The organism is Pseudomonas sp. A0308, from assembly GCF_044218815.1.
Classification (GTDB): domain Bacteria; phylum Pseudomonadota; class Gammaproteobacteria; order Pseudomonadales; family Pseudomonadaceae; genus Aquipseudomonas; species Aquipseudomonas iridis.
Map to the genome: position 1 here is coordinate 1747324 of NZ_CP162581.1, position 22615 is coordinate 1769938.

19 protein-coding genes are annotated in these 22615 nt (G+C 59.3%); 7 read left to right on the plus strand and 12 right to left on the minus strand.

The annotated features are described in order from the left end of the window. Nucleotides 1-80 precede the first annotated feature (80 nt). The 3 genes from AB4P92_RS08130 to AB4P92_RS08140 form a co-directional block, all read right to left on the minus strand. Nucleotides 81-947 carry a carboxylate/amino acid/amine transporter gene (locus AB4P92_RS08130; RefSeq protein ID WP_115147866.1) on the minus strand — a complete coding sequence of 289 codons (867 nt, stop codon included), beginning with the start codon at nucleotides 945-947 and terminating at the stop codon, nucleotides 81-83. 260 nt (nucleotides 948-1207) lie between these two features. Beyond that, nucleotides 1208-1807, minus strand: a complete 600-nt coding sequence (locus tag AB4P92_RS08135; protein WP_042558126.1) for an FMN-dependent NADH-azoreductase — start codon at nucleotides 1805-1807, stop codon at nucleotides 1208-1210. Between the two features lie 227 nt (nucleotides 1808-2034). After that, nucleotides 2035-2349 (minus strand): hypothetical protein, encoded by a 315-nt coding sequence (locus tag AB4P92_RS08140; protein ID WP_042558125.1) that lies wholly within the window; start codon nucleotides 2347-2349, stop codon nucleotides 2035-2037. Nucleotides 2350-2398: 49 nt separating this feature from the next. Here AB4P92_RS08140 and AB4P92_RS08145 point away from each other — a divergent pair, with 49 nt between their 5' ends. From AB4P92_RS08145 to aqpZ, 5 genes are all read left to right on the plus strand, one after another. Further along, entirely contained in the window at nucleotides 2399-3322 is a 924-nt protein-coding gene (locus AB4P92_RS08145) for a LysR family transcriptional regulator (protein WP_042558124.1), read from the plus strand. A gap of 14 nt (nucleotides 3323-3336) precedes the next feature. After that, on the plus strand, nucleotides 3337-4140 hold the full coding sequence (locus AB4P92_RS08150) for an alpha/beta fold hydrolase (RefSeq protein ID WP_042558123.1): 804 nt from the start codon (nucleotides 3337-3339) through the stop codon (nucleotides 4138-4140). 3 nt (nucleotides 4141-4143) lie between these two features. Continuing rightward, on the plus strand, nucleotides 4144-4707 hold the full coding sequence (locus tag AB4P92_RS08155) for a peptidylprolyl isomerase (RefSeq protein WP_261735216.1): 564 nt from the start codon (nucleotides 4144-4146) through the stop codon (nucleotides 4705-4707). 87 nt (nucleotides 4708-4794) lie between these two features. Continuing rightward, a complete protein-coding gene (locus AB4P92_RS08160; RefSeq protein WP_210622192.1) occupies nucleotides 4795-6627 on the plus strand; it encodes an ABC transporter ATP-binding protein in 1833 nt (610 codons plus the stop codon). 226 nt (nucleotides 6628-6853) lie between these two features. Beyond that, nucleotides 6854-7549: an aquaporin Z gene (gene aqpZ / locus AB4P92_RS08165; RefSeq protein ID WP_210622191.1), complete on the plus strand. Its 696-nt coding sequence runs from the start codon at nucleotides 6854-6856 to the stop codon at nucleotides 7547-7549. Nucleotides 7550-7660: 111 nt separating this feature from the next. Here the strand turns inward: aqpZ and AB4P92_RS08170 are convergent, their stop codons facing one another. Then, a complete protein-coding gene (locus tag AB4P92_RS08170; RefSeq protein WP_395599225.1) occupies nucleotides 7661-8785 on the minus strand; it encodes a GNAT family N-acetyltransferase in 1125 nt (374 codons plus the stop codon). A gap of 282 nt (nucleotides 8786-9067) precedes the next feature. Between AB4P92_RS08170 and AB4P92_RS08175 the strand changes: the two genes are divergently transcribed. Continuing rightward, nucleotides 9068-10390, plus strand: a complete 1323-nt coding sequence (locus AB4P92_RS08175) for a putative porin (protein ID WP_042558119.1) — start codon at nucleotides 9068-9070, stop codon at nucleotides 10388-10390. A gap of 169 nt (nucleotides 10391-10559) precedes the next feature. Here the strand turns inward: AB4P92_RS08175 and AB4P92_RS08180 are convergent, their stop codons facing one another. The 5 genes from AB4P92_RS08180 to aceK all read right to left on the minus strand — a co-directional run bounded on the left by AB4P92_RS08180 (nucleotide 10560) and on the right by aceK (nucleotide 18785). Further along, complete coding sequence (locus AB4P92_RS08180) at nucleotides 10560-10799, minus strand: anti-sigma factor (RefSeq protein ID WP_210622188.1); 240 nt, start codon at nucleotides 10797-10799, stop codon at nucleotides 10560-10562. Continuing rightward, nucleotides 10793-11407 (minus strand): RNA polymerase sigma factor, encoded by a 615-nt coding sequence (locus AB4P92_RS08185; RefSeq protein WP_395599226.1) that lies wholly within the window; start codon nucleotides 11405-11407, stop codon nucleotides 10793-10795. The genes AB4P92_RS08180 and AB4P92_RS08185 overlap by 7 nt, the downstream gene beginning before the upstream one ends. 120 nt (nucleotides 11408-11527) lie before the next feature. After that, on the minus strand, nucleotides 11528-12649 hold the full coding sequence (locus AB4P92_RS08190; protein WP_042558117.1) for a beta-ketoacyl-ACP synthase III: 1122 nt from the start codon (nucleotides 12647-12649) through the stop codon (nucleotides 11528-11530). A gap of 330 nt (nucleotides 12650-12979) precedes the next feature. Next, nucleotides 12980-16891, minus strand: a complete 3912-nt coding sequence (hrpA, locus tag AB4P92_RS08195; protein WP_395599227.1) for an ATP-dependent RNA helicase HrpA — start codon at nucleotides 16889-16891, stop codon at nucleotides 12980-12982. 172 nt (nucleotides 16892-17063) lie between these two features. Then, a complete protein-coding gene (gene aceK / locus AB4P92_RS08200) occupies nucleotides 17064-18785 on the minus strand; it encodes a bifunctional isocitrate dehydrogenase kinase/phosphatase (protein ID WP_115147725.1) in 1722 nt (573 codons plus the stop codon). 212 nt (nucleotides 18786-18997) lie between these two features. Between aceK and AB4P92_RS08205 the strand changes: the two genes are divergently transcribed. Continuing rightward, the gene (locus AB4P92_RS08205; RefSeq protein ID WP_042558114.1) at nucleotides 18998-19891 is read left to right on the plus strand and encodes a DMT family transporter; all 894 of its coding nucleotides are present in this window, start codon (nucleotides 18998-19000) and stop codon (nucleotides 19889-19891) included. Between the two features lie 83 nt (nucleotides 19892-19974). On the opposite strand, the gene AB4P92_RS08210 is transcribed toward AB4P92_RS08205, so the two are convergent. The 3 genes from AB4P92_RS08210 to AB4P92_RS08220 form a co-directional block, all read right to left on the minus strand. Further along, nucleotides 19975-20838: a DMT family transporter gene (locus AB4P92_RS08210; protein WP_042558113.1), complete on the minus strand. Its 864-nt coding sequence runs from the start codon at nucleotides 20836-20838 to the stop codon at nucleotides 19975-19977. 96 nt (nucleotides 20839-20934) lie between these two features. Continuing rightward, nucleotides 20935-21102: a hypothetical protein gene (locus AB4P92_RS08215; protein WP_395599228.1), complete on the minus strand. Its 168-nt coding sequence runs from the start codon at nucleotides 21100-21102 to the stop codon at nucleotides 20935-20937. Between the two features lie 401 nt (nucleotides 21103-21503). Further along, nucleotides 21504-22442, minus strand: coding sequence for an aspartyl/asparaginyl beta-hydroxylase domain-containing protein (locus AB4P92_RS08220; protein WP_261735211.1), 939 nt, complete (start codon nucleotides 22440-22442; stop codon nucleotides 21504-21506). Nucleotides 22443-22615 lie beyond the last annotated feature (173 nt).

Genomic DNA, 22615 nt, shown 5'->3' on the forward strand with positions numbered 1-22615 from the left:
GTGTCAGCAATGAATTCATCGACTGGTACTCCGCTATCGCGGGCAAGCCCGCTCCCACAGGGATATTTTTCAGTCAGGGATCATGCGGTGGCTGGGGTTTTACGGATGCCCAACCGGCTGATCCACACCGCCGCCAGAATCACACTCCCGCCAAGGAACAACCTTCCCAGTTCCTCATCCTGATTCCAGATCAGCAGGTTCAGCAGTAACCCCACCGGCACATGCAGGTTGTTCATCACGGCCAATGTGCCGCCATTGACCATGCACGCACCCTTGTTCCACCAGTACAAGCCGAGTGCGGTCGAGACCAGACCGAGGAACACCAGCACACCCCATTGCAGCGGCGCCTCCGGCAGGAAGTTCGATTTGCCGAACAACAGAAACGCCGGCAACACCACCGCCAGTGCGCCAAGGTAGAAGAAGCCAAAGCGCCGGTAGTGCGGCAGATCGCTCGGGTGTTTGGCCACCAGATGCTTGTACAACACTTGCCCGGCGGCATAGGTGAAGTTGGCCAGTTGCAGCAGCAGGAAGCCCATGAAGAAGTCCGGGTTGATCCGGTCGAAGCGAATCACCGCTGCGCCGCCCACCGCCACCAGTGCAGCAATCAGCGCCCACGGGTTGAAGCGCCGGTTCAAGGCATCTTCGATCAGGGTCACGTGCAGCGGCGTGAGGATGGTGAACAGCAGCACCTCCGGCACCGTCAACACGCGAAAGCTCAGGTAAAGGCAGACGTAGGTCACGCCGAACTGCAACGCGCCGATCAGCAGCATGCCGCGCATGAACGCTGGCTCCACCGAACGCCAGCGAGTCAGCGGGATGAACACCAGCCCGGCCAGCACCACACGCACCAGCACCGCGAAGTAACTGTCGACATGCCCGGCCAGGTATTCGCCGATCAGACTGAAGGAAAACGCCTGGATCAGCGTGACAAAAAGTAGATAGCCCATGGTCGCCCCTGTTTTGAATGGCGGCGACGATAGCGGTTTTTTGGTTTCACTGCGAATCGACTGGATACGCACAAATCCCCTGTAGGAGCTGTGTCCGCCTTCAAATCCCGGGCAAAAAAAAGCCCGATCTCGCTAATGCGTTCAATCGGGCTACAGCACTCAGGAGCAACAAGTGCAAAGGGAGGTTCGATGCGCGTAAAGCCTTGAAGGGGTTGCGCCAGAGCACTAGAACATCCAGTGATTATCTGGCGATTAACATATCAAGCGACCTGAGAAAGCCTGGCGTTGGCCTGGTTCAGGCCCTTCTCCTGGAAGTCGCCGCCCAGGTTCATGCCTTCAGCGTGAATGAAGGTCACGTCGTGGATGCCGATGAAACCCATCACCTGACGCAGGTACGGTTCCTGATGGTCGGCCGGGCCGCCAGCGTAGATGCCGCCGCGAGCCGTCAGCACGTAGGCACGCTTGCCGCTGAGCAAGCCTTGCGGGCCGGTTTCGGTGTACTTGAACGTCACGCCGGCACGCAGCACATGGTCAAGCCAGGCCTTGAGGGTGCTGGGGATCGCGAAGTTGTACATCGGCGCGGCCATCACCAGCACGTCAGCGGCGAGCAGCTCGTCGGTCAATTCATTGGAGCGGTCCAGCGAGGACTGCTCGCTGTCATTGCGCTGTTCGGCGGGCTTCATCCAGCCGCCCAGCAGGTTGATGTCGAGGTGCGGAACCGGGTTGACGGCAACGTCACGGACGGTGATCTGATCGGCCGGGTGCGCCGCTTTCCACTGACGGATAAAGGTCTGGGTCAGCTGACGGGAAACCGAGTCTTGCTGGCGGGCGCTGCTTTCGATGATCAGAACGCGGGACATGTTGTGTAGCCTCCATCCGAGAATGTTGTAGGTCGATGGAGTGAAGGTTAAGCAGCATCGTATCGATGAAAAAGCGCAAATAATTGCTGCAAAGCATCGAATAATTCGTTTAGATGCATTCACCCTTGTGGGAGCGAGCCTGCTCGCGAATACGCAATATCAGTCGGCACACACGTTGACTGATCCAGCGCATTCGCGAGCAGGCTCGCTCCCACAAGGGACTGGTACTACTTCGGCGTGCAGGTCAGCTTGATGCGCAGCTTGATGATCTCGCGGGTGAACTTGGCCGTGGCGTTCTTGTGTTTGCCGGCGGGCACATCGATGGTACGGGTGCGTGGCGCTTCCGGACCATTATTGAACACCGCTTTGCAGGTCGCATCGACATCGCCGTAGTTGGCCACCCGAATCGAGCCAATGTCGTTATCGGTATCGAAGGTCTCGTAGTCGATCTTCATGTCGTTGAGGTCTTTCTGCACGTCGATCGGATACGCAAACGCCGTCAGCGGCAGCAGCGCCAGCAGCACACAACAGAATTTTTTCATTCGGCAGTCTCCATGAGGGACAGCCAGCTTAGGACAAGAGGAGCTATTGATGAAAGCGCCCCGCGTGACCCTTGATCAATGGCGAACATTGCAGGCCGTGGTCGACCATGGCGGATTCGCCCAGGCCGCCGAGGCTCTGCACCGTTCGCAATCGTCGGTGAGCTACACCGTCGCCCGCATGCAGGACCAACTCGGTGTGCCGTTGCTGCGCATCGACGGGCGTAAAGCAGTGCTCACCGAGGCCGGCGGCGTTCTGCTGCGCCGCTCGCGACAACTGGTGAAACAGGCCAGCCAACTGGAAGACCTCGCCCACCATATGGAGCAAGGTTGGGAAGCCGAAGTACGTTTGGTCGTCGATGCGGCTTACCCCAGCGCTCGCCTCGTCCGCGCACTGACGGCGTTCATGCCGCAAAGCCGTGGCTGCCGGGTACGCCTGCGCGAAGAAGTGCTGTCGGGTGTGGAGGAAGTCTTGCTTGAAGGCGTAGCTGACCTGGCCATCACCGGGCTCAGCATTCCCGGTTACCTCGGCGCAGAATTGAGCGATGTCGAGTTCGTTGCCGTCGCCCACCCGGAACATCCCTTGCATCGTTTGAACCGCGAACTGAGCTTCCAGGACCTGGAAACCCAGATGCAAGTGGTTATCCGTGACTCCGGCCGCCAACAACCACGGGATGTCGGCTGGCTCGGCGCCGAACAGCGCTGGACCGTCGGCAGTCTCGCCACCGCCGCGACCTTCGTCAGCAGCGGTCTGGGATTTGCCTGGTTGCCACGGCACATGATCGAACGGGAATTGAAAGAAGGCTCGCTCAAGCTGCTACCGTTGGATCAGGGTGGCAGCCGCAACCCGAGTTTCTATCTGTACTCGAACAAGGACAAACCGCTGGGCCCGGCGACGCAAATCCTCATCGAACTGCTGCGCACCTTCGACACGTTGCCGCTGGATGCACCGTTCGCCGCCCCTGAACAAGCCTGACACGGAGTTCACCGATGGCGTATTTCGAACACGACGGTTGCAACCTGCACTACGAGGAATATGGCCACGGCACACCGCTGCTGCTGGTCCACGGGCTCGGCTCGAGCACGCTGGACTGGGAAATGCAGATTCCTGCGCTGGCCGCGCACTACCGGGTGATCGTCCCGGACATCCGCGGCCACGGGCGCTCGGACAAACCCCGGGAGCGCTACAGCATCGCCGGGTTCAGCGCCGATCTGGTCGCACTGATCGAGCACTTGAACCTCGGTCCGGTGCACTACATCGGCCTGTCCATGGGCGGCATGATCGGTTTCCAGTTGGGTGTCGATCAGCCGCAACTGCTCAAGAGCCTGACCATCGTCAACAGCGCGCCCGAGGTCAAACTGCGTTCGCGCGATGACTATTGGCAGTGGTTCAAACGCTGGAGCCTGATGCGCGTGCTCAGCCTGGCAACCATCGGCAAGGCATTGGGCAGTAAACTTTTCCCCAAGCCGGAACAGGCCGCTCTGCGGCAGAAAATGGCTGAACGCTGGGCAAAAAACGACAAACGTGCTTATCTCGCCAGCTTCGATGCGATTGTTGGCTGGGGTGTTCAGGAACGACTTTCCCGAGTGACCTGTCCAACGCTCATCGTCAGCGCCGACCGTGACTACACACCCGTCACGCTGAAAGAAACCTATGTAAAACTGCTGCCCGATGCGCGGCTGGTGGTGATCGCCGATTCGCGCCACGCCACCCCGCTCGATCAACCCGAACGCTTCAATCAAACGCTGCTGGAGTTTCTTGCCGCAGCCGATATTCATCCTCAGGATCACTGACCCATGCTGAAAAAAATCGCCCTCGCCGCCGGCACCGTGCTGTTTGCCGCCAACCTGATGGCTGCCACCCCGGCCAAAGCGCCGCACGTGCTGCTGGACACCACCAACGGCCAGATCGAAATCGAACTGGACCCGGTCAAGGCGCCGATCAGTACCAAGAATTTCCTTGAGTACGTCGACAGCGGCTTTTACACCAACACGATTTTTCACCGTGTGATCCCGGGCTTCATGGCTCAGGGCGGTGGTTTCACCCAGCAAATGCAGCAGAAAGAAACCAAGGCACCGATCAAGAACGAAGCCAGCAACGGCCTGCACAACGTTCGCGGCACCTTGTCGATGGCGCGCACCTCCAACCCGGATTCGGCCACCAGCCAGTTCTTCATCAACGTGGCTGACAATGCTTTCCTCGACCCGGGCCGTGATGCCGGTTACGCGGTATTCGCCAAAGTGGTCAAGGGCATGGACGTGGTCGACATCATCGTCAACTCGCAAACCACCACCAAAGGCGGCATGCAAAACGTGCCTGTCGACCCTGTGATCATCAAGTCGGCCAAACGCATCGACTAAGTTTCGCGGGGCATTTCGAGCGGTGGCGGTCTCGGACCACGCCGCTCACACTGATAAAAGGAGAGCCCGTATCCGGGCGGTTATCTGATGCTCTATCGCCGTTTCGAACAACTGATCGACATATTCCGCGACGCCCCGACGGCGGCCCCTCCAGATCGTGTCTGGCCCTTCTATACCTATTACCTGAAGCAGGTCTGGCCGAGTTTCGCCGCCCTGCTGGTCGTTGGCCTGTTTGCCGCGCTGATCGAAGTGGCGCTGTTCAGTTACCTGAGCCGCATCATCGACCTTGCCCAGGGCACACCCAACCCGAATTTCTTCAGCGACCATGCCCTCGAACTGACGTGGATGGTGGTGGTTGCGCTGGTCCTGCGGCCGATTTTCTTTGGTCTGCACGATCTGCTGGTGCACCAGACCTTGAGCCCCGGCATGACCAGCATGATCCGCTGGCAAAACCACAGTTATGTGCTCAAGCAGAGCCTGAACTTCTTTCAGAACGACTTCGCCGGGCGCATCGCCCAGCGCATCATGCAGACCGGCAACTCGCTGCGTGATTCAGCGGTGCAAGCCGTCGATGCGTTGTGGCATGTGGTGATCTATGCGATCAGCGCACTGGTGCTGTTCGCCGAGGCCGACTGGCGCCTGATGATCCCCCTGCTGGTGTGGATCGCCGCTTACATCGGCGCGCTCTACTACTTCGTGCCCCGGGTCAAAGAGCGCTCGGTGGAAGCCTCCGACGCGCGCTCGAAACTGATGGGGCGGATCGTCGACGGCTACACCAACATCGCCACACTGAAGCTGTTTGCCCACACCAACTTCGAACAGCATTACGCCAAGGAAGCCATCGAAGAACAAACCGTCAAGGCGCAAATGGCTGGCCGCGTGGTCACCAGCATGGACGTGGCGATTACCACCATGAACGGCTTGCTGATCGTTGGCACCACCGCCCTGGCGCTGTGGTTGTGGACGCAATCGTTGATCACCGTCGGTGCCATTGCCTTGGCGACTGGTCTGGTGATCCGCATCGTCAATATGTCCGGCTGGATCATGTGGGTGGTCACCGGCATCTTCGAAAACATCGGCATGGTCCAGGACGGTTTGCGCACCATCTCGCAACCGGTCAGCGTCACCGATCAGGAGCAGGCAAAACCGCTGGCCGTGGCCAATGGCGAAGTGCGTTTCGAGCATGTGGATTTTCACTACGGCAAGAAGCGCGGGATCATCGGCGACCTCAACCTGACCATCAAACCGGGTGAAAAAATCGGTCTGATCGGCCCGTCCGGTGCCGGTAAATCGACTCTGGTCAACCTGCTGCTGCGCCTCTACGACGTCGAGGGTGGGCGCATCCTGATCGACGGCCAGAACATCGCCGAAGTCGGCCAGGAAAGCCTGCGCGCACGTATCGGCATGATTACCCAGGACACCTCGCTGCTGCACCGTTCGATCCGCGACAACTTGTTGTACGGCAAACCTGATGCAACCGACGCCGAACTCTGGGACGCAGTGCACAAGGCCCGCGCCGACGAGTTCATTCCGTTGTTGTCCGACGCTGAAGGCCGCACCGGGTTTGACGCCCATGTCGGCGAGCGCGGCGTGAAGCTGTCGGGTGGCCAGCGTCAGCGCATCGCGATTGCCCGAGTGCTGCTCAAGGACGCGCCGATCCTGATCATGGACGAAGCGACCTCGGCGCTCGACTCGGAAGTTGAAGCGGCGATTCAGGAAAGCCTGGAAACCCTGATGCAGGGCAAAACCGTGATCGCGATTGCCCACCGCCTCTCGACCATCGCCCGGATGGATCGCTTGGTGGTGCTGGAAAACGGCAAGATCGCCGAGAGCGGCACCCACGCTGAACTGCTGGCTCACCGTGGTTTGTATGCCCGGTTGTGGGCGCATCAGACCGGGGGGTTTGTCGGGATCGATTGATAGACCCGATCACCACCAAACCTTGCAGGAGTGAGCCTGCAATCACCCGCAGACAAAACCGCCACAACCCGCCAATCACGGGGGCTGGCGGTTTTTTTTCGCCTGCTGGAAATCCGTGGAAAGCGTGCTGTACTCAGCGAAGGTTCCAGCAGGGAACCTGTCGTAAGTCCGCAAGGACGCGCAACTCGATGCAGTCTCGATAGCAAGCCTATCAAGGACTCTTCTCATGTCTTTGTTCAAACGTTCAGTTACGGAGTTGCTGGGTACGTTCTGGCTGGTGTTGGGCGGTTGTGGCAGTGCGGTGATCGCTGCCTCTTCACCTTTGGGAATCGGGGTGCTGGGGGTGGCCCTGGCGTTTGGTCTGACGGTGCTGACCATGGCCTTTGCCATCGGCCACATCAGCGGTTGTCATCTCAACCCGGCCGTGTCGGTAGGCCTGTTTGTCGGCGGTCGTTTTCCGGCCCGGGAACTGCCCGCCTACATCATCGCCCAGGTGCTGGGCGGGATTCTGGCGGCAGCGCTGCTTTACTACATCGCTAGCGGCAGGGAGGGTTTCGACATTGCCGCCGGTTTGGCCTCCAACGGTTATGGCGAGCATTCGCCCGGCAAGTATTCGATGGCTGCCGGATTTGTCACCGAGCTGGTGATGACCGCGATGTTTGTGATCATCATTCTGGGCGCCACCGACAAACGCGCTCCGCCAGGGCTGGCACCGATTGCCATCGGCCTCGCGTTGACGTTGATCCACCTGATCTCGATTCCAGTGACCAACACCTCGGTCAACCCGGCCCGCAGCACCGGGCCGGCGCTGATGGTCGGCGGCTGGGCGATCGCGCAGTTGTGGATGTTCTGGGTCGCGCCGTTGATTGGCGCGGTGGTCGGTGGCGGGATCTATCGCTGGTTGGGCAAAGAGGAAACCTGAGGGATGCCTGAGTTCCCTTTGTAGGAGCTGCCGAAGGCTGCGATCTTTTGATCTTGATGTTCAAAAAACCAGATCAAAAGATCGCAGCCTTCGGCAGTTCCTACAGGGGATCTAGGTTTGGCGGTAGGGCAAGGCTGTTTTGGCTTCCTCGGCATAGGCCAGAACGCCAGCGCGTTCCTGTTTCAGGAAATCCTTCACCGCCGCTTTCAATCCGGGATGGCGCAGGTAATGCCATGAATGGGTGATCACCGGTTCAAAGCCACGAATCAGTTTGTGCTCGCCCTGAGCACCGGCATCGAAACGCTGATAACCCTGGGCAATCGCGTAGTCCATGCCCTGATAAAAACAGGTTTCGAAGTGCAGCCGATCAAACTCGGCCAGACAGCCCCAATAACGTCCGTAAAAACTGTCGCCCCCCACCAGACTGAACGCCATGGCCACCGGCCGTGAGCCCTGTTTGGCCAGCACCACGCGAATCGCTTCGGGCATGCGCTCGGCCAGCAGGCTGAAAAATTCCCGGGTCAGATACGGCGTTTGCCGACGCACCGCGTAGGTATTGGCGTAGCAGGCGTAGACGAAATCCCACTGCGCCTCGTCCAGCGCTCCTCCCTCCAGCCATTCAAACTCGAAGCCCTGCCCCGCCACTTGCTCGCGTTCCTTGCGCATCTGTTTGCGCTTGCGCGAAGAGAGCACGTCGAGAAAATCCTGAAAGTCGCGATAGCCGCGATTCTGCCAGTGATACTGACAGCCAATGCGCTGCAACCAGCCCGGCTGTTCGGCCATGGCGGCGTCGGTGAAGGCATCGGTGAAATTGATGTGGGCACTGGAAAGCGCTTCTATTTCCAGATAACCGGGCAGGCTCTTGAGCAGCTCGAAACCGTCCTCGACCCTGGCGGCCAGCAGCCTCGGCCCACTGACGGGACTGAACGGCACCGCCGTCAAAAGCTTGGGGTAGTAATCGATTCCGGCGCGGGCACAGGCATCGGCCCAGCCATGATCGAACACGTACTCGCCGTAGGAATGCCACTTGCGATAACTGGGCAACGCCGCGATCAGCCGATCGTCTTCAATATGCAGCAAATGCTCCGGCTGCCAACCGGAGTGGGGGCCGACGCTGCCGCTGTCTTCCAATGCACTGAGAAACGCATGGCGCAGAAAGGGCTGATTGTCAGGCACCAGTGCATCCCAGGCATGTGAGGAAATTTCTGACAGGTTTTGCAGACGTTGCAACGGCATCAACAAGCTCTCCACAACAGGACTCCAGCGCCCGGCGAGTATCGCCGATTGCGCCGCAATGCACACCCGCAATCGGCCGACAGCGCTCTAGATCAATAGTTCACGATCGACGCACACCGTCATCATCCTGCCATCACTGTGCCACTTCACTGTCATAAACCATCGCGATACTGGCGCCTGTTTTTAGAGCGCCGGGTTCTAACCCGGACACTGTTTTCCGACCTCGATTGTCGGTTGTGCCCAGGATGGTCAAGCCATCCCCTCTCATCTTCGGAGATTGCTATGCGTCTTGCTTCCACGAAAACTGCGGCGGCCCTGTGCGGTGGCCTGTTGCTGGCCATGAGCGTTCCGGCCAGTGCTGCAGTCGACGCCAAACTGCTCGACATGCTCAAGGCTAACGGTTCGATTTCCCAGGCGCAGTACATTGAACTGCAAACTGAACTGGCCAAGGATCAGAAGGCTCAGCAAATCGCGCAGCAGGCGCAGCAAGAGACCAACGAACAAGTCGCGGCTGTCGCGAAAAAGACCAATGAACAAAGCGCTTTCGACCAGAAACTGGCATGGGCGGCGAAGACTCAGTTCAAGGGTGACGTGCGCATCCGCCAGGAAACCATCAAGATCGATGGCGAACCGAACAACGGCGGTCGCGACAAGGATCGTCAGCGCATCCGTGCCCGTCTGGGTGCCTACACCGAGATCAACCCGCAAGTGGACACCGGTATCCGTATCGCCACAGGCGGCGGCGACGATGCCCGTTCGACTAACCAGGATCAGGACAACTACTTCGACAAGAAGCAGATCTGGCTGGATCTGGGCTACATCGACTACCACCCTGACCAGATCAAGAACCTGCACGTGATCGGCGGCAAGATGCTGCAACCGTGGGTGAGCATGGGCGACGTGATCTGGGATAGCGACATCAACCCTGAAGGTCTGGCCGTTACTTACAAATACCCGCTGGGCAGCAGCGCCGAACTGTTCGGCAGCCTGGGTAACTACAACCTCAAGGACAACGTCGATGGTGACGGCGTGCAGTTCCGTCACGACCTGCGCCTGACCGCCGGTCAACTGGGTAGCCGCTTCAATATCACCGACAACCTGAAGCTGACCTTGGGCGGCAGTGTCTACGCTTACCAGAACGACGAGGATAGCCGTTGCACCGGCACTTCCACGCCGTGCGCCCTGGCGGTCAACGGCAACTCGGCAAACAACGAGTTCCGCCTGTACGAAGGTTTCAGCCAGGTCGACATCGGCGGTCTGCCAATGCCTCTGTCGTTCTACGGCCAATACGTGAAGAACAACGACGCCGTGACCGATCAGGACACTGCCTGGCTGCTCGGCGCCAAGTCGAAGGTCTTTGGTTTCAACCTCGACTACAACTATCGTGACGTGCAGCGCAACGCTGTGGTCGGCGCGTTCACCGACTCCGACTTTGCCAACGGCACCACAGGTTCGCGTGGTCACAAGTTCAAGGTCGGTTACGACATCGACAAGAACTTCGCTGTCGGCGCGACGTACTTCCTGACCAAGGCAGACTTCGCCAGCCGTACCCAGCGTGATGCAGATACCAACACCCTGCAGCTGGATGCGGAAGCCAAGTTCTAAACAGCAGCAATCAATAGCCTGACGTGGGCGGGACGATCCCCCATCATCCGTTCGTTTCACCCACGCGGGGCTATTTCAGAATGCGCAAAAAAAACCTGTAGGAGCTGCCGCAGGCTGCGATCTTTTGATCTTGTTTTTAAGATCAAAAGATCGCAGCCTGCGGCAGCTCCTACAGTGGCTTGTCTTCCCGTCGTTGCGTCGCCAGGCGCTCAGCCAATGCATCAACACCCTCTTCAGGTTGTTCCGGCATGGCCTTCAGTGTCGCCTGCATCAACCGCATCTGGCGTATGAAACGCCGGCAGTTGCGGCAGAACATCAGGTGATGACGCACCATCAGCTTCTCGCCAAAACTCAGCTGACCATCGAGATAATCGCTGGATCGTGCCACTTGCTCCTTGCATGTCAACATTCTCCTGTCTCCTCAAAATGTTCCACGGTCGCGAAGACCTTTAACCGTGCCCGATGCAGCAGCACCCGAACATTGGAGAGCGAGATGTCCAGAAGATTACAGATCTCTTCGAGCTCCACGCCCTGGCGCTCACGCAACAGCAAAACGCAGCTTTGCAGTTCCGACAGGCTCAGCAACGTGTGCTCCAGGCACTCGCGCAGTTCGCCTTCGGTCAACAACGCCTCGGGAGTGTCCTGGTGCCAGGCGAAAGGCGCGACCAGCCAATGGCCGTCGCCGGACGAAAAACGGTCGTCGTCGATAGTGCCGTGGGGCGACGGCAAGTCGTCGAGCAACACCTCACGGCGATTTTGCTTGTAGCGACTCTTGGCCGAGTTGGCAGTAATGGTCAGCAGCCAGGTCTTGAGACTGGAGCGCCCTTCGAAGCTGCCAATATGACGTACCACTGACAGCCAGGCGTCCTGCACCACTTCCTCGACATGACGCTGGCCGACGATCGCATACGCAACGGCACGCATGGCGCTCTGATAAGTCGTGACCAGCTCCTTGAAAGCCTTCTGCTCGCCTGCCAGCAAACGCTCAAGCAATTGGGTGTCGTCCGTAACGGCCATTGACGCCTCGTTTCAGTTGATAGGACGCAAAAGATCGCAGCCCGCGGCAGCACTTACAACAACGGGTTTGAAACCGTCAGTGTAGGAGCTGTCGCAGGCTGCGATCTTTTCAAGGCAAACTCAGCGCTTGCGCAGAATCACGCTACCGATCGAGTAACCCGCACCGAACGAACTCAGCACTGCCAGCGAACCGGCGGCCAGGTCATCCTGATACTTGTGGAAGGCAATGACCGACCCCGCCGAACTGGTGTTGGCGTAAGTGTCGAGGATTACCGGCGCCTCTTCTTCCGTCGCTTCGCGGCCCAGCAGTTTGCGCACGATCAGGTGGTTCATGCTCAGGTTGGCCTGGTGCAACCAGAAGCGCTTAACGTCGCCGACATTGAGCTGGTTCTCTTGCAGATGCTCGCCGATCAGTTCGGCAACCATCGGGCAAACGTCCTTGAACACCTTGCGGCCTTCCTGCACGAACAACTTGTCGCGAGCACCGACGCCCTCTTCCGCCGCACGGTTGAGGAAGCCGAAGTTGTTGCGGATGTTGTTGGAAAACTTGGTCAGCAGTTTGGTGCTGACCACGTCGAACTGGTGCTTGGAGGTAGCCAGGTCGGCGCGTTCGATGATCACCGCAGTGGCTGCATCGCCGAAGATGAAGTGGCTGTCGCGGTCACGGAAGTTCAAGTGACCGGTGCAGACTTCCGGGTTGACCATCAGGATCGCCCGGGCCTGGCCCAGTTGCACGCTGTTGGTCGCTGCCTGAATGCCGAAGGTCGCCGAGGAACAGGCCACGTTCATGTCGAAACCGAAACCTTGAATGCCCAGCGCTTCCTGGACTTCGATGGCGATGGCCGGGTAGGCGCGTTGCAGGTTGGAGCAGGCAACGATGACACCGTCGATGTCGGCAGCGGTTTTGCCGGCGCGTTGCAAGGCTTGCTCGGCAGCACCGATGGCCATCTGGCAGAGCACCGACCATTCGTCGTTGGACCGCTCCGGCAGGCGCGGGGCCATGCGTTGCGGATCAAGAATGCCGTCCTTGTCCATGACAAAACGGCTTTTGATGCCCGAGGCTTTCTCGATGAACGGTGCGCTGGATTCAGTCAGTGCCTGGACTTCGCCGCTGGCGATGGCCTCGGCGTTGTCCGCGTTGAACTGTGCGACGTAGGTATTGAAAGACTGCACCAGCTCTTCGTTGGAGATGCTGTTGGCCGGGGTATACAGGCCGGTGCCGCTGATGACGACGTTATGCATGGTCGTTTCTCTAATCTGTTCAGGCAGAAAGTGCTGGAACCGTCGTACCAACACACAAAGGGTCTATTCCCATCCGGGGGACGCAAACCTGGCATCGCTTTATTCCGCTCCGGGACACGGCCGAAGGCTCTGGGTCGCGAACGCGGCGTTTATGGTCGCGAAGTTTGCCATAAACCCAAGGTTTTGGCCCCTTTCTCACGCACTACCCAAATCCCGACGTGGGAGCGAGCCTGCTCGCGGAGGCCGTGTGTCAGTCACCGCGATGGTGTCTGATACAGCGCTTTCGCGAGCAGGCTCGCTCCCACAGGGGGCATTGCTTACGGAGCAAGATCAGGGCTCGACCTGAGTCCACTGCTTGTTCAGGCGTTTGTCGGAGATCGGTACTTTCGTCCCCAGCTGCTGGGCGAACAGCGAAACCCGATATTCCTCCAGCCACCAACGGTACAACTCAAGCTGCGGATCGCGTTTGCCTTCCTGGGCGTGTTTGGCGGCGCGAGTCTGGTATTGCGCCCAGAGGCCAGCGAGTTCACCGCTCCAGACCCGATCCTTCTGCACCTGCGCGCCGAGTTTCTCGAAACGCTGCTCGACCGCTTTCAGGTAACGCGGCAACTCCTTGAGCCACTGCATCGGCGTTTCCCGGACAAAGCCCGGATAGACCAGATTACTGATCTGCTGCTTGATGTCATTGAGCGCCACGGCTTGGGCGAGGTCGATCTTGCCCTTGAAGCGCTTTTGCAGACCGTGCCAGATCTTCAGGATCTCCAGCGTCAGCCGCGCCACACGCTCGGCATGTTCAATCCAGCTGCTGCGCTTGCGCTCGGCCAATGCCGCCAGCCCTGCGCCGTCACGGGGCAACGGGTCTTCGCCCTCCAGAATGCAGCTGTCGAGGCTGGCCAGCAAAATGTCTTCGACCAAGGCATCGACCCGCCCCAGATCGCGGTAGAGCAAACCCAGTTCGGTCTGCCCCGGCAACTTGCCACGCAGGAATTTGGCCGGCTCGGCCAATTGCTGCATCAACAAACGCTGCAACGCACGACGATGCTGAAACTCGGCTTCGGCCGGCGTCGAGAATCGTCCTTCCTTGACCGTACCGCCCTCTTCCACCAGCGCCGGATACACCGTCATCGACAACCCGGCGATCTTCTGCTGAGTTTTTTCTGCCACCGGGGCAAAGACTTTCGCCTCTACCGGTTGCTGACTTTTAGCGCTCTGCGGCACGGCCAGTGCGGCCTGACTGGCTTCGGCAAAACGCGCCGTCAGCTCGGCCAGATCTCGTCCTTCGCCAAGAAACCTGCCTTGGCCGTCGACGATTTCCAGGTTCATCCGCAGATGCCCTTCGACCCCTTGCTCAGCCTCTGCCCACGCCTCATCACTGACCCGTGCGCCGGTCATGCGCAACAGCTCACGGCCCAGAGCTTGCGGCAGCGAACCTTCGGCGAAGGTCATGCGTTGCAACGCAGCCTTGATGAAGTCCGGCACCGGCACGAAATTCTTGCGCAGCGCTTTCGGCAAGTTACGCACGAGGGCGATGCACTTGGCCTCGATCAACCCCGGCACCAGCCATTCCAGACGCTCCGGCGGCAACATCGGCAACAGCGGCGCCGGCACACGCAAGGTCACGCCGTCACGCGGGTGATTGGGTTCAAAATGATACGTCAGGGCCAGCTCCAGATCACCGATGTGCAGGGTGTCCGGGTAATCCCGTGCGGTGACTTCACTGGCCTCGCGGGCCAGTACGTCTTCTTCACGCATGATCAACAGCTGCGGATCTTTCTGGCTGTTGATGCGATACCAACTGTCGAAGGTCGCCGTCTGGTGAATCTCTGCCGGCAAGCGTGCATCGTAGAAGGCGTACAGGGTTTCTTCGTCGGCGAGGATGTCGCGACGACGGGCCTTGGCTTCGAGTTCGTCGAGCTGTTCCAGTAGCTTCTGGTTAGCGGACAGACACTTGGCTCTGGATTGAATCTCGCCGCGCACCAGACCTTCACGGATAAACAATTCACGCGAGACCACCGGATCTACCGGACCGTAGTGCACCGGCCGGCGGCCAACCACGATCAGGCCGAACAGGGTGATCTGCTCGAACGCCACGACCTGGCCGCGCTTCTTCTCCCAGTGCGGCTCGAAGTGGTTTTTCTTGATCAGATGCCCGGCAAGCGGCTCGATCCAGTCAGCGTCGATCTTGGCGACCATGCGTGCGTAAAGCTTGGTGGTCTCCACCAGTTCGGCGGTCATCAGCCATTGCGGGCGCTTCTTGCCGATGCCTGACGACGGATGAATCCAGAAGCGTCGCTGACGCGCGCCGAGGTAATCGCCGTCCTCGGTTTTCTGGCCGATCTGGCTGAGCAGCCCCACCAGCACCGCTTTGTGCAGTTTCTGATAATCCGCCGGCTCTTTGTTCAGGCTCAGCTGCATGTCGCGGCAGATCAGGCTCAACTGGCGATGGGAATCGCGCCACTCGCGCAAACGCAAGTAATTGAGGAAGTTCTTCCGACACCAATTGCGCAGCGGACTGGCCGTGAGCGCCTGGCGCTGCTCTTCAAAACCACGCCACAGATTGACCAGCCCGGCGAAGTCCGAGTCGATGTCCTTCCATTGCGCGTGGGCCTGATCGGCGGCTTGCTGACGTTCCGGCGGACGCTCGCGCGGGTCCTGAATCGACATGGCACTGGCGACGATCAGCACTTCCTGCAGACTGCCGAGCTTGGCCGCTTCGAGCAGCATACGACCCATGCGCGGGTCCACCGGCAGGCGCGCCAATTGGCGGCCGAGCGGGGTCAACTGGCTGTTGCGATCGACCGCCGAGAGTTCTTGCAGCAGATTGAAACCGTCACTGATCGCCTTGCCGTCCGGCGGCTCGATGAACGGGAACGCGGTGATTTCGCCGAGGCGCAGATGGAGCATCTGCAAAATCACCGCGGCGAGGTTAGTGCGCAGAATTTCCGGATCGGTAAATTCCGGGCGGCCGATGAAGTCTTCTTCGCTGTAGAGGCGGATGCAGATACCCGGCTCGACCCGGCCGCAGCGACCTTTACGCTGGTTGGCACTGGCCTGGGAAATCGCTTCGATCGGCAGGCGCTGGACCTTGGCGCGATAGCTGTAGCGGCTGATGCGCGCAGTACCGCTGTCGATCACGTAACGGATGCCCGGCACGGTCAGCGAGGTTTCGGCAACGTTGGTCGCCAGCACCACACGACGGCCCGGGTGCGACTGGAAAATCCGCTGCTGCTCGGCCGGTGACAGACGCGCATACAGCGGCAGAATTTCGGTGTGCTTGATCTGCGCCTTGCGCAGCATATCGGCGGCGTCGCGAATCTCCCGTTCGCCGGGCAGGAACACCAAAACATCACCGGGGCTGCGGCGTTCGCTGCGCTCATAAGCGGCGATTTCGTCGAGGGTGGCGAGGATCGCCTGATCCACGGTCAGGTCATCTTCGACACGGTTGCCCTCTTCGTCCTGCTCCAGGGTCAGCGGGCGATACCAGGTGTCCACCGGGAAGGTTCGGCCGGACACTTCAACAATCGGCGCATCGTCGAAATGCTTGGAGAAACGTTCCAGATCGATGGTTGCCGAGGTGATGATGACTTTCAGATCCGGGCGACGCGGCAGCAGGGTTTTCAGGTAACCGAGCAGAAAATCGATGTTGAGGCTGCGTTCGTGGGCTTCGTCGACGATGATCGTGTCGTAGCGTTCGAGGTAGCGGTCGTTCTGGGTTTCCGCCAGCAGGATGCCGTCGGTCATCAGTTTGATCAGGGTGTTGGAGTCGCTCTGATCTTCAAAACGCACCTGATAGCCGACCAGCGAACCGAGCGGCGTCCCGAGCTCTTCGGCGACGCGGCTGGCGACGCTGCGCGCAGCGATCCGGCGCGGCTGGGTGTGGCCGATCAGACCGTGTTGACCACGACCGATTTCCAGGCAGATTTTCGGCAACTGGGTGGTTTTACCCGAGCCGGTTTCACCCGCGATGATCAGGACCTGATGCTGCTCCAGCGCCTTTTTGATCTCGTCACGCTTGGCCGCAATCGGCAGGCTGTCGTCGTAACGAATGACCGGCAGGCTGGCCTTTCGCGCCAGCACCTGATCACAAGATGCCTGCATGCGCGTCACCCATTGGGCCAGCTTGGCCTCATCGGGATTCTTGCGCAGCTCAAGCAACTGCCGCCGCAGCCGGTGGCGGTCGGCGAGCATGGCGTGATCGAGGTTTTTCAACAGTTTGTCGATGGAGGGCGATTCGTCGGTCATCGGGTACGCAATTCGGTCGTGTAGTGGCGCAAGGACGCGATTGTCGCAGATTTACCCTCGATTGACCTGCTTCCCCTGTAGGAGCTGCCGCAGGCTGCGATCTTTTGACTTTGTTTTATAAAGGCAAGATCAAAAGATCGCAGCCTGCGGCAGCTCCTACAGGGGTGGTAAGTTATTCGTTATCGAGACCTTTGCGGCGGTACGGGAAAACATCAATCACTTTGCCGGCGCGAATCGCGTCCTGCAGGCTTTTCCAGTAATCGGCGTTATACAACTCGCCATGCAACTGATCGAACAACTTGCGTTGCCCCGAATCAGCAAACAGAAACGGCGGAAACTCCTCGGGAAACACATCCAGCGGCCCGATCGAATACCACGGCTCCGACGCCATTTCATCCTCGGGTGTGCGCGGTTGCGGGATGTGGCGGAAGTTGGCTTCGGTCAGGAAACAGATCTCGTCATAGTCATAGAACACCACCCGCCCGTGACGGGTGACGCCGAAGTTCTTCAACAACATGTCGCCGGGAAAGATGTTCGCCGCCGCCAGTTGCTTGATCGCGAGCCCGTAATCTTCCAGCGCTTCATGCACCTGCGCATCGTTGGCGTTTTCCAGATAAAGGTTGAGCGGGGTCATCCGCCGTTCCGTCCAGCAGTGGCGGATCAGCACCGTGTCGCCTTCCACCGACACCGTGGACGGCGCGACCTCCAGTAATTCCTCGAGGCACGCCGGCTCGAATTTGCTCAGCGGAAAGCGGAAATCGGCAAATTCCTGGGTATCGGCCATGCGGCCTACCCGGTCGACGCTTTTCACCAGTCGATACTTCTCGATGACCGTGGCACGGTCGACGTTTTTCGACGGTGAAAACCGGTCCTTGATGATCTTGAACACGGTGTTGAAGCCCGGCAGGGTAAACACGCTCATGACCATGCCACGCACGCCCGGCGCCATGATGAACTGGTCATCGGTGTTGGCCAGGTGATTGATCAGCGCCCGATAGAACTCGGACTTGCCGTGCTTGTAAAAACCAATAGAGGTATACAACTCGGCGATGTGTTTGCCCGGCAAAATCCGCCGCAGAAAACCGATGAACTCAGCCGGCACCGGCACATCCACCATGAAATACGAACGGGTGAAAGAGAAGATGATCGACACATCGGCTTCGTCGGTGATCAGCGCATCGATCTGAATCCCGCGCCCTTCGCGGTGCAGCAGCGGAATCACCAGGGGCCATTGCTCATCGCGGGTGTAAATGCGCCCGACCAGGTACGCGCCCTTGTTGCGGTACAACACCGAGGAAAACAGCTCGACGCTCAGTTCCGGGTCTTTGCACACCCAGTCCGGGAGATTTTCACGCAACTGCGCTTCGAGGCGGCGCAGGTCGCCGGGCAAATCGGCGTAATCCTCGCTGAAACGGTAGTCGGCAAAAATGCTCGCGAGCATCCCCGACAATTGCCCTTGCGGCTTGTACGTGCGGGTTTGCGCAGCCCGCGCTCGGCGCAGGCTCGGGCGGGTGGTGTGGATGAACATGCAGCCGTCGCTGATGAGGTCATGGCTGAACAGCCCGCAGAAAATCGAGTTGTACCAGGTCTCCGACAGTTCGTCGTCGAAGCGCAGGTCGATGACGCTGATGTAGGCGCTTTTCACCAGCGGCCAGCAACTGACATTCATCAGCGCTTCGTCGTCGAAGTATTCGCGCAGTCGGGCGATGGTTTCGCCGACTTTTTCCTCATACAGGTTGATTCGCGCCGCCGACGCGGTTTGCGTCTCCTGCCAGCGCGCCTGCTCGAATCGCTCCCGGGCGCCATCGGTGATGCGGCGGAAATGCTCGCGGTAATCATCAAAGCCATCGAGGATCATGCGGGCGATGTCGGTGGCGGGCCATTGCTGCGGCATAGATGAAACCTCTGCGTGCATTCGTGATGCCTGAGCTTAGCCACGGAACCGGCATGAGGAGAAGTGCAATTTCTGCCAAAACCGAAGCGCAGACGTACGGCGTGGCTTTTTTGCCAGGCATTCCTGCCGGGGACATTTAAATGCCCGATTAGCGGTTGCCATCGTCAGGAGGCTCGGCAACACTCTCGTCCCGATCAAGCAAGGAGCCCGCCGTGAGCCCTGTCGATATTTTCCGTATGTTGTCGCTGGCTGCCATCTGGGGTGCGAGTTTTCTGTTCATGCGCATTATTGCGCCAGTGATCGGCACCATTCCGACGGCGTTTTTTCGTGTGTCGATCGCTGCCGTCGGTCTACTGGTGATCCTCGGACTGATGCGCATCAGCTGGGATTTCAAGGGCAAACTGAAAACCCTGATGCTGCTCGGCGTGATCAACTCGGGGATACCGGCGACGCTGTATTCGGTCGCGGCTCAAGTGCTGCCGGCCGGTTATTCGGCGATCTTCAACGCCACCACGCCATTGATGGGTGTGTTGATCGGCGGGTTGTTCTTCAGCGAGAAACTCACCACGGCCAAACTGGCGGGCGTGTTCCTTGGATTGTTCGGTGTAGGCGTGCTGACGCGCGCCGGTCCCGTGGCCTTCGATATGCAATTGCTGCTGGGCGCCCTCGCCTGCCTGCTCGCGACCACTTGTTACGGTTTTGCCGGATTCCTTGCACGGCGCTGGCTGGATCAGGCCGGCGGGTTGGACAGTCGTTTGTCAGCCGTGGGCAGCATGCTCGGCGCGACACTGTTCCTGCTGCCGCTGTTCGGTTACAGCGTGGTAACTCAACCGCCAGCGAGCTGGGGCGGCTGGAATGTCTGGCTGTCGCTGCTCGGTTTGGGCCTGGGCTGCACCGCGTTCGCCTACATTATTTACTTCCGCCTGCTCAGCTCCATTGGCCCGGTCAAATCGATGACCGTGACCTTCATGATTCCGCCGTTCGGGGTGTTGTGGGGCGCGCTGTTGCTGGATGAGCCGTTGTCGATGGCTCACGTCTACGGCGGGGTGTTGATTGCGTTGGCGTTGTGGCTGGTGTTGAAGCCGGCGGTGGTGAAAAAACTGTAGGTGCCGTCGCTGGCTGCGATCTTTTGACTTTAAAGATCAGGATCAAAAGATCGCAGCCTGCGGCAGCGCCTACAGGGGTCGCGTCATCGGGTTTTGCGGAACACGAAGGCCAACCCGACAATGATCAACAGCATCCCCAGCACGCTCAATGCCGCAAGGCGATTACCAAAAATCAGGTAGTCCATCACCGCCGTCACCGCTGGCACTAGATAGAACAGACTGGTGACATTCACCAGATTCCCCCTGGCGATCAGGCGATACAGCAGCAGCGTCGCCAGTACCGACACCACCAGCCCCATCCACAACACCGGCACGATGAAACCCGCGCTGTGTTCGAAATGAAACGGCTGGAACGGTACAAAGATCCCGCACAACAACAGCCCGGCCAGGTACTGCACCGGCAGCGTGCCGAGGGGATTTTCGGTGATGCGTTTCTGCATGATCGACCCCAGCGTCATGCTCCCCAGCGCCAGCAGACCAAACAGCATCCCCGCCCACGACATGCCGGCCAGACCGATGCCCTGGTAAACCACCATGATCAGGCCCGCCAAGCCGAGCGCCAGCCCGAACAGCCGGCTCGCCGAGCGCTGCCGCTCCATTAATACCACCGTCAGAATCGGCTGCACGCCCATGATGGTCGCCATCACACCCGGGGTGATTTGGGTGTTCAGGGCCAGCAGATAGAAAATCTGATAAGCCCCCAACAACACCACCCCCGTGGCGATCGCAAACAGCATCGGCCTGCCGCCCTTGGGCAGTTTCAGTTTCAGCAATGGAATCAGCAGCACCAGCCCGCACAGGGCGATGGCAAAGCGAATGAACAGGAAGGCAAAGGGTGACGCGTGGGCCAGCCCCCATTTGGAGAAGATCGCCCCGCTGCTCCACAGCAGAACGAACAGGCACGTGGACAGCGCCGCAAGCGCGGACTTTTTCGAAAGGACAAACATGAATACCACCTGTAGTCAGGCAAATAGCCAACTCAGCCGAAGCTGAAATTCAGTAGGTTTTTGCAGGCGGGCGCAGGGGTCAGCAATAAATGCCGATCAGCCCGAAACACCAACGCCCGGCGGTGGCGGCGCAACTGCGCTCACCGGCGTGCTACTGACAGGTGGAGGGTAATGACTGATCTGCTTTGGCTGCTGATTCCCGCACGGCACGACGCCAGCGTTGACCGCTGAATCGACTACCGCGTTGATGAGGGATGCAGGCATTTGGGCTGATCTTCTTGGGATAGAGGTGTGAGTCGTATGGCTCACGAGGGCCGACTATAACCAGCGCGGGACATGGATTGCAATGATTTGACCAAAGCGCCAGCAGCGACAGACGGGGGTCAGGAGAATCGGCTTTCAAGGCCGGCTAAACCCATCGACGCAAGCCATCGCTCAGCGCAGGAGGCAAAGTGAGTAAATCGACGAAGAAGCCTTCCCGCGGAAAAATCGCTAACGATGGCAGAAAATCCGGTGAAACAGCGTTGACCGCCAGCCCTGCAATTACTTGTAACAGGCGCTGAAACCGAAGAGCCAAACTTACTCGCCGCTGGCCGCCTGTAAATTTTTCAAAAGCATAAAAAACCGCTCACAAGGAGCGGTTTTTTTATTTCTGTAGTCCGGCCTCAACCAAACAACCAGTACCCCAACAACGTCAGCACAACTACCGCCAGCACCGGACGCATCACCCGGTAAGCCTTCGGATTACGGCGTTTCCACTGTTTGACCACGCCGCTGAACCGGTCACTGAAGTTCTTGCTCCAGGCATAGGCCTGGTTGATCCCGCCGACGCGTTCATCGTCAAGGTTCTGCGGTGCGGTGGCGCGGCCGAGCCAGCCGCTGATGAAGCGGTTGATGCGGGTCATCAGGCGGTTGCTCAGTGGACGTTCGACGTCGCAGAACAGGATGACGCGGGTCTTGTCGGTTTCGTTCTTGACCCAGTGCACATAGGTCTCATCGAACATCACGTCTTCACCGTCGCGCCACGCGTAGACCTGGCCGTCGACGAAGATCCGGCAATCATCGGAATTGGGTGTCGACAAGCCCAAGTGATAACGCAGGGAGCCGGCAAACGGATCGCGGTGCGGATTGAGGTGACTGCCGCCGGGCAGCAACGCGAACATCGCGCCTTTGACGTTGGGAATGGCACTGACCAACGCCACGGTCTTAGGGCACAGGGTCTCTGCCGATGGCAGCGGTTTGTCGTACCACTTGAGGTAGAAACGCTTCCAGCCCTTCTTGAAGAACGAGCCAAACCCGGCGTCGTTGTTCTTTTCGGCCGCGCGGATATACCCCTCATCGAACAGGTGCATGGCTTCGTCGCGGATGATTTCCCAGTTGTCGCGCAGTACATCCAGTTCCGGAAACTTGCTGCGATCCAGATACGGCTTGGAGGGTACGCCGGAGAACAGGTACATCAAGGCGTTGTAAGGCGCGAACAGTGCCGAGTGGTTGACGAACTGGCGCAGCACCGGCAGGCGCGCCTTACCGCGCAGATGCACATAGAGGATGCTGCCGACAAACAGCAGCAGCACCGACACCTTGGCGGCTAACGAATAGGTCATCAACGACTCCTTGAATAAAAACAACGCTGCACAATGCCCTTTACCCGGCATGGCAGCCGGCCATGATAAACACTACCGGCCTGAGGCAAAACCCGTTCAACCTAAAATTCAGTGTTAAGGATTGCGTAACAAAGCATTTATTAACATAAGGGCCCTGAACCTTGGCTGATCCA

Bases quoted from the DNA above. Each gene is read 5' to 3' on its own strand.
- AB4P92_RS08130 (WP_115147866.1), bottom strand. From the start codon at position 947: ATGGGCTATCTACTTTTTGTCACGCTGATCCAGGCGTTTTCCTTCAGT.
- AB4P92_RS08135 (WP_042558126.1), bottom strand. From the start codon at position 1,807: ATGTCCCGCGTTCTGATCATCGAAAGCAGCGCCCGCCAGCAAGACTCG.
- AB4P92_RS08140 (WP_042558125.1), bottom strand. From the start codon at position 2,349: ATGAAAAAATTCTGTTGTGTGCTGCTGGCGCTGCTGCCGCTGACGGCG.
- AB4P92_RS08145 (WP_042558124.1), top strand. From the start codon at position 2,399: ATGAAAGCGCCCCGCGTGACCCTTGATCAATGGCGAACATTGCAGGCC.
- AB4P92_RS08150 (WP_042558123.1), top strand. From the start codon at position 3,337: ATGGCGTATTTCGAACACGACGGTTGCAACCTGCACTACGAGGAATAT.
- AB4P92_RS08155 (WP_261735216.1), top strand. From the start codon at position 4,144: ATGCTGAAAAAAATCGCCCTCGCCGCCGGCACCGTGCTGTTTGCCGCC.
- AB4P92_RS08160 (WP_210622192.1), top strand. From the start codon at position 4,795: ATGCTCTATCGCCGTTTCGAACAACTGATCGACATATTCCGCGACGCC.
- aqpZ (WP_210622191.1), top strand. From the start codon at position 6,854: ATGTCTTTGTTCAAACGTTCAGTTACGGAGTTGCTGGGTACGTTCTGG.
- AB4P92_RS08170 (WP_395599225.1), bottom strand. From the start codon at position 8,785: ATGCCGTTGCAACGTCTGCAAAACCTGTCAGAAATTTCCTCACATGCC.
- AB4P92_RS08175 (WP_042558119.1), top strand. From the start codon at position 9,068: ATGCGTCTTGCTTCCACGAAAACTGCGGCGGCCCTGTGCGGTGGCCTG.
- AB4P92_RS08180 (WP_210622188.1), bottom strand. From the start codon at position 10,799: ATGTTGACATGCAAGGAGCAAGTGGCACGATCCAGCGATTATCTCGAT.
- AB4P92_RS08185 (WP_395599226.1), bottom strand. From the start codon at position 11,407: ATGGCCGTTACGGACGACACCCAATTGCTTGAGCGTTTGCTGGCAGGC.
- AB4P92_RS08190 (WP_042558117.1), bottom strand. From the start codon at position 12,649: ATGCATAACGTCGTCATCAGCGGCACCGGCCTGTATACCCCGGCCAAC.
- hrpA (WP_395599227.1), bottom strand. From the start codon at position 16,891: ATGACCGACGAATCGCCCTCCATCGACAAACTGTTGAAAAACCTCGAT.
- aceK (WP_115147725.1), bottom strand. From the start codon at position 18,785: ATGCCGCAGCAATGGCCCGCCACCGACATCGCCCGCATGATCCTCGAT.
- AB4P92_RS08210 (WP_042558113.1), bottom strand. From the start codon at position 20,838: ATGTTTGTCCTTTCGAAAAAGTCCGCGCTTGCGGCGCTGTCCACGTGC.
- AB4P92_RS08215 (WP_395599228.1), bottom strand. From the start codon at position 21,102: ATGCCTGCATCCCTCATCAACGCGGTAGTCGATTCAGCGGTCAACGCT.
- AB4P92_RS08220 (WP_261735211.1), bottom strand. From the start codon at position 22,442: ATGACCTATTCGTTAGCCGCCAAGGTGTCGGTGCTGCTGCTGTTTGTC.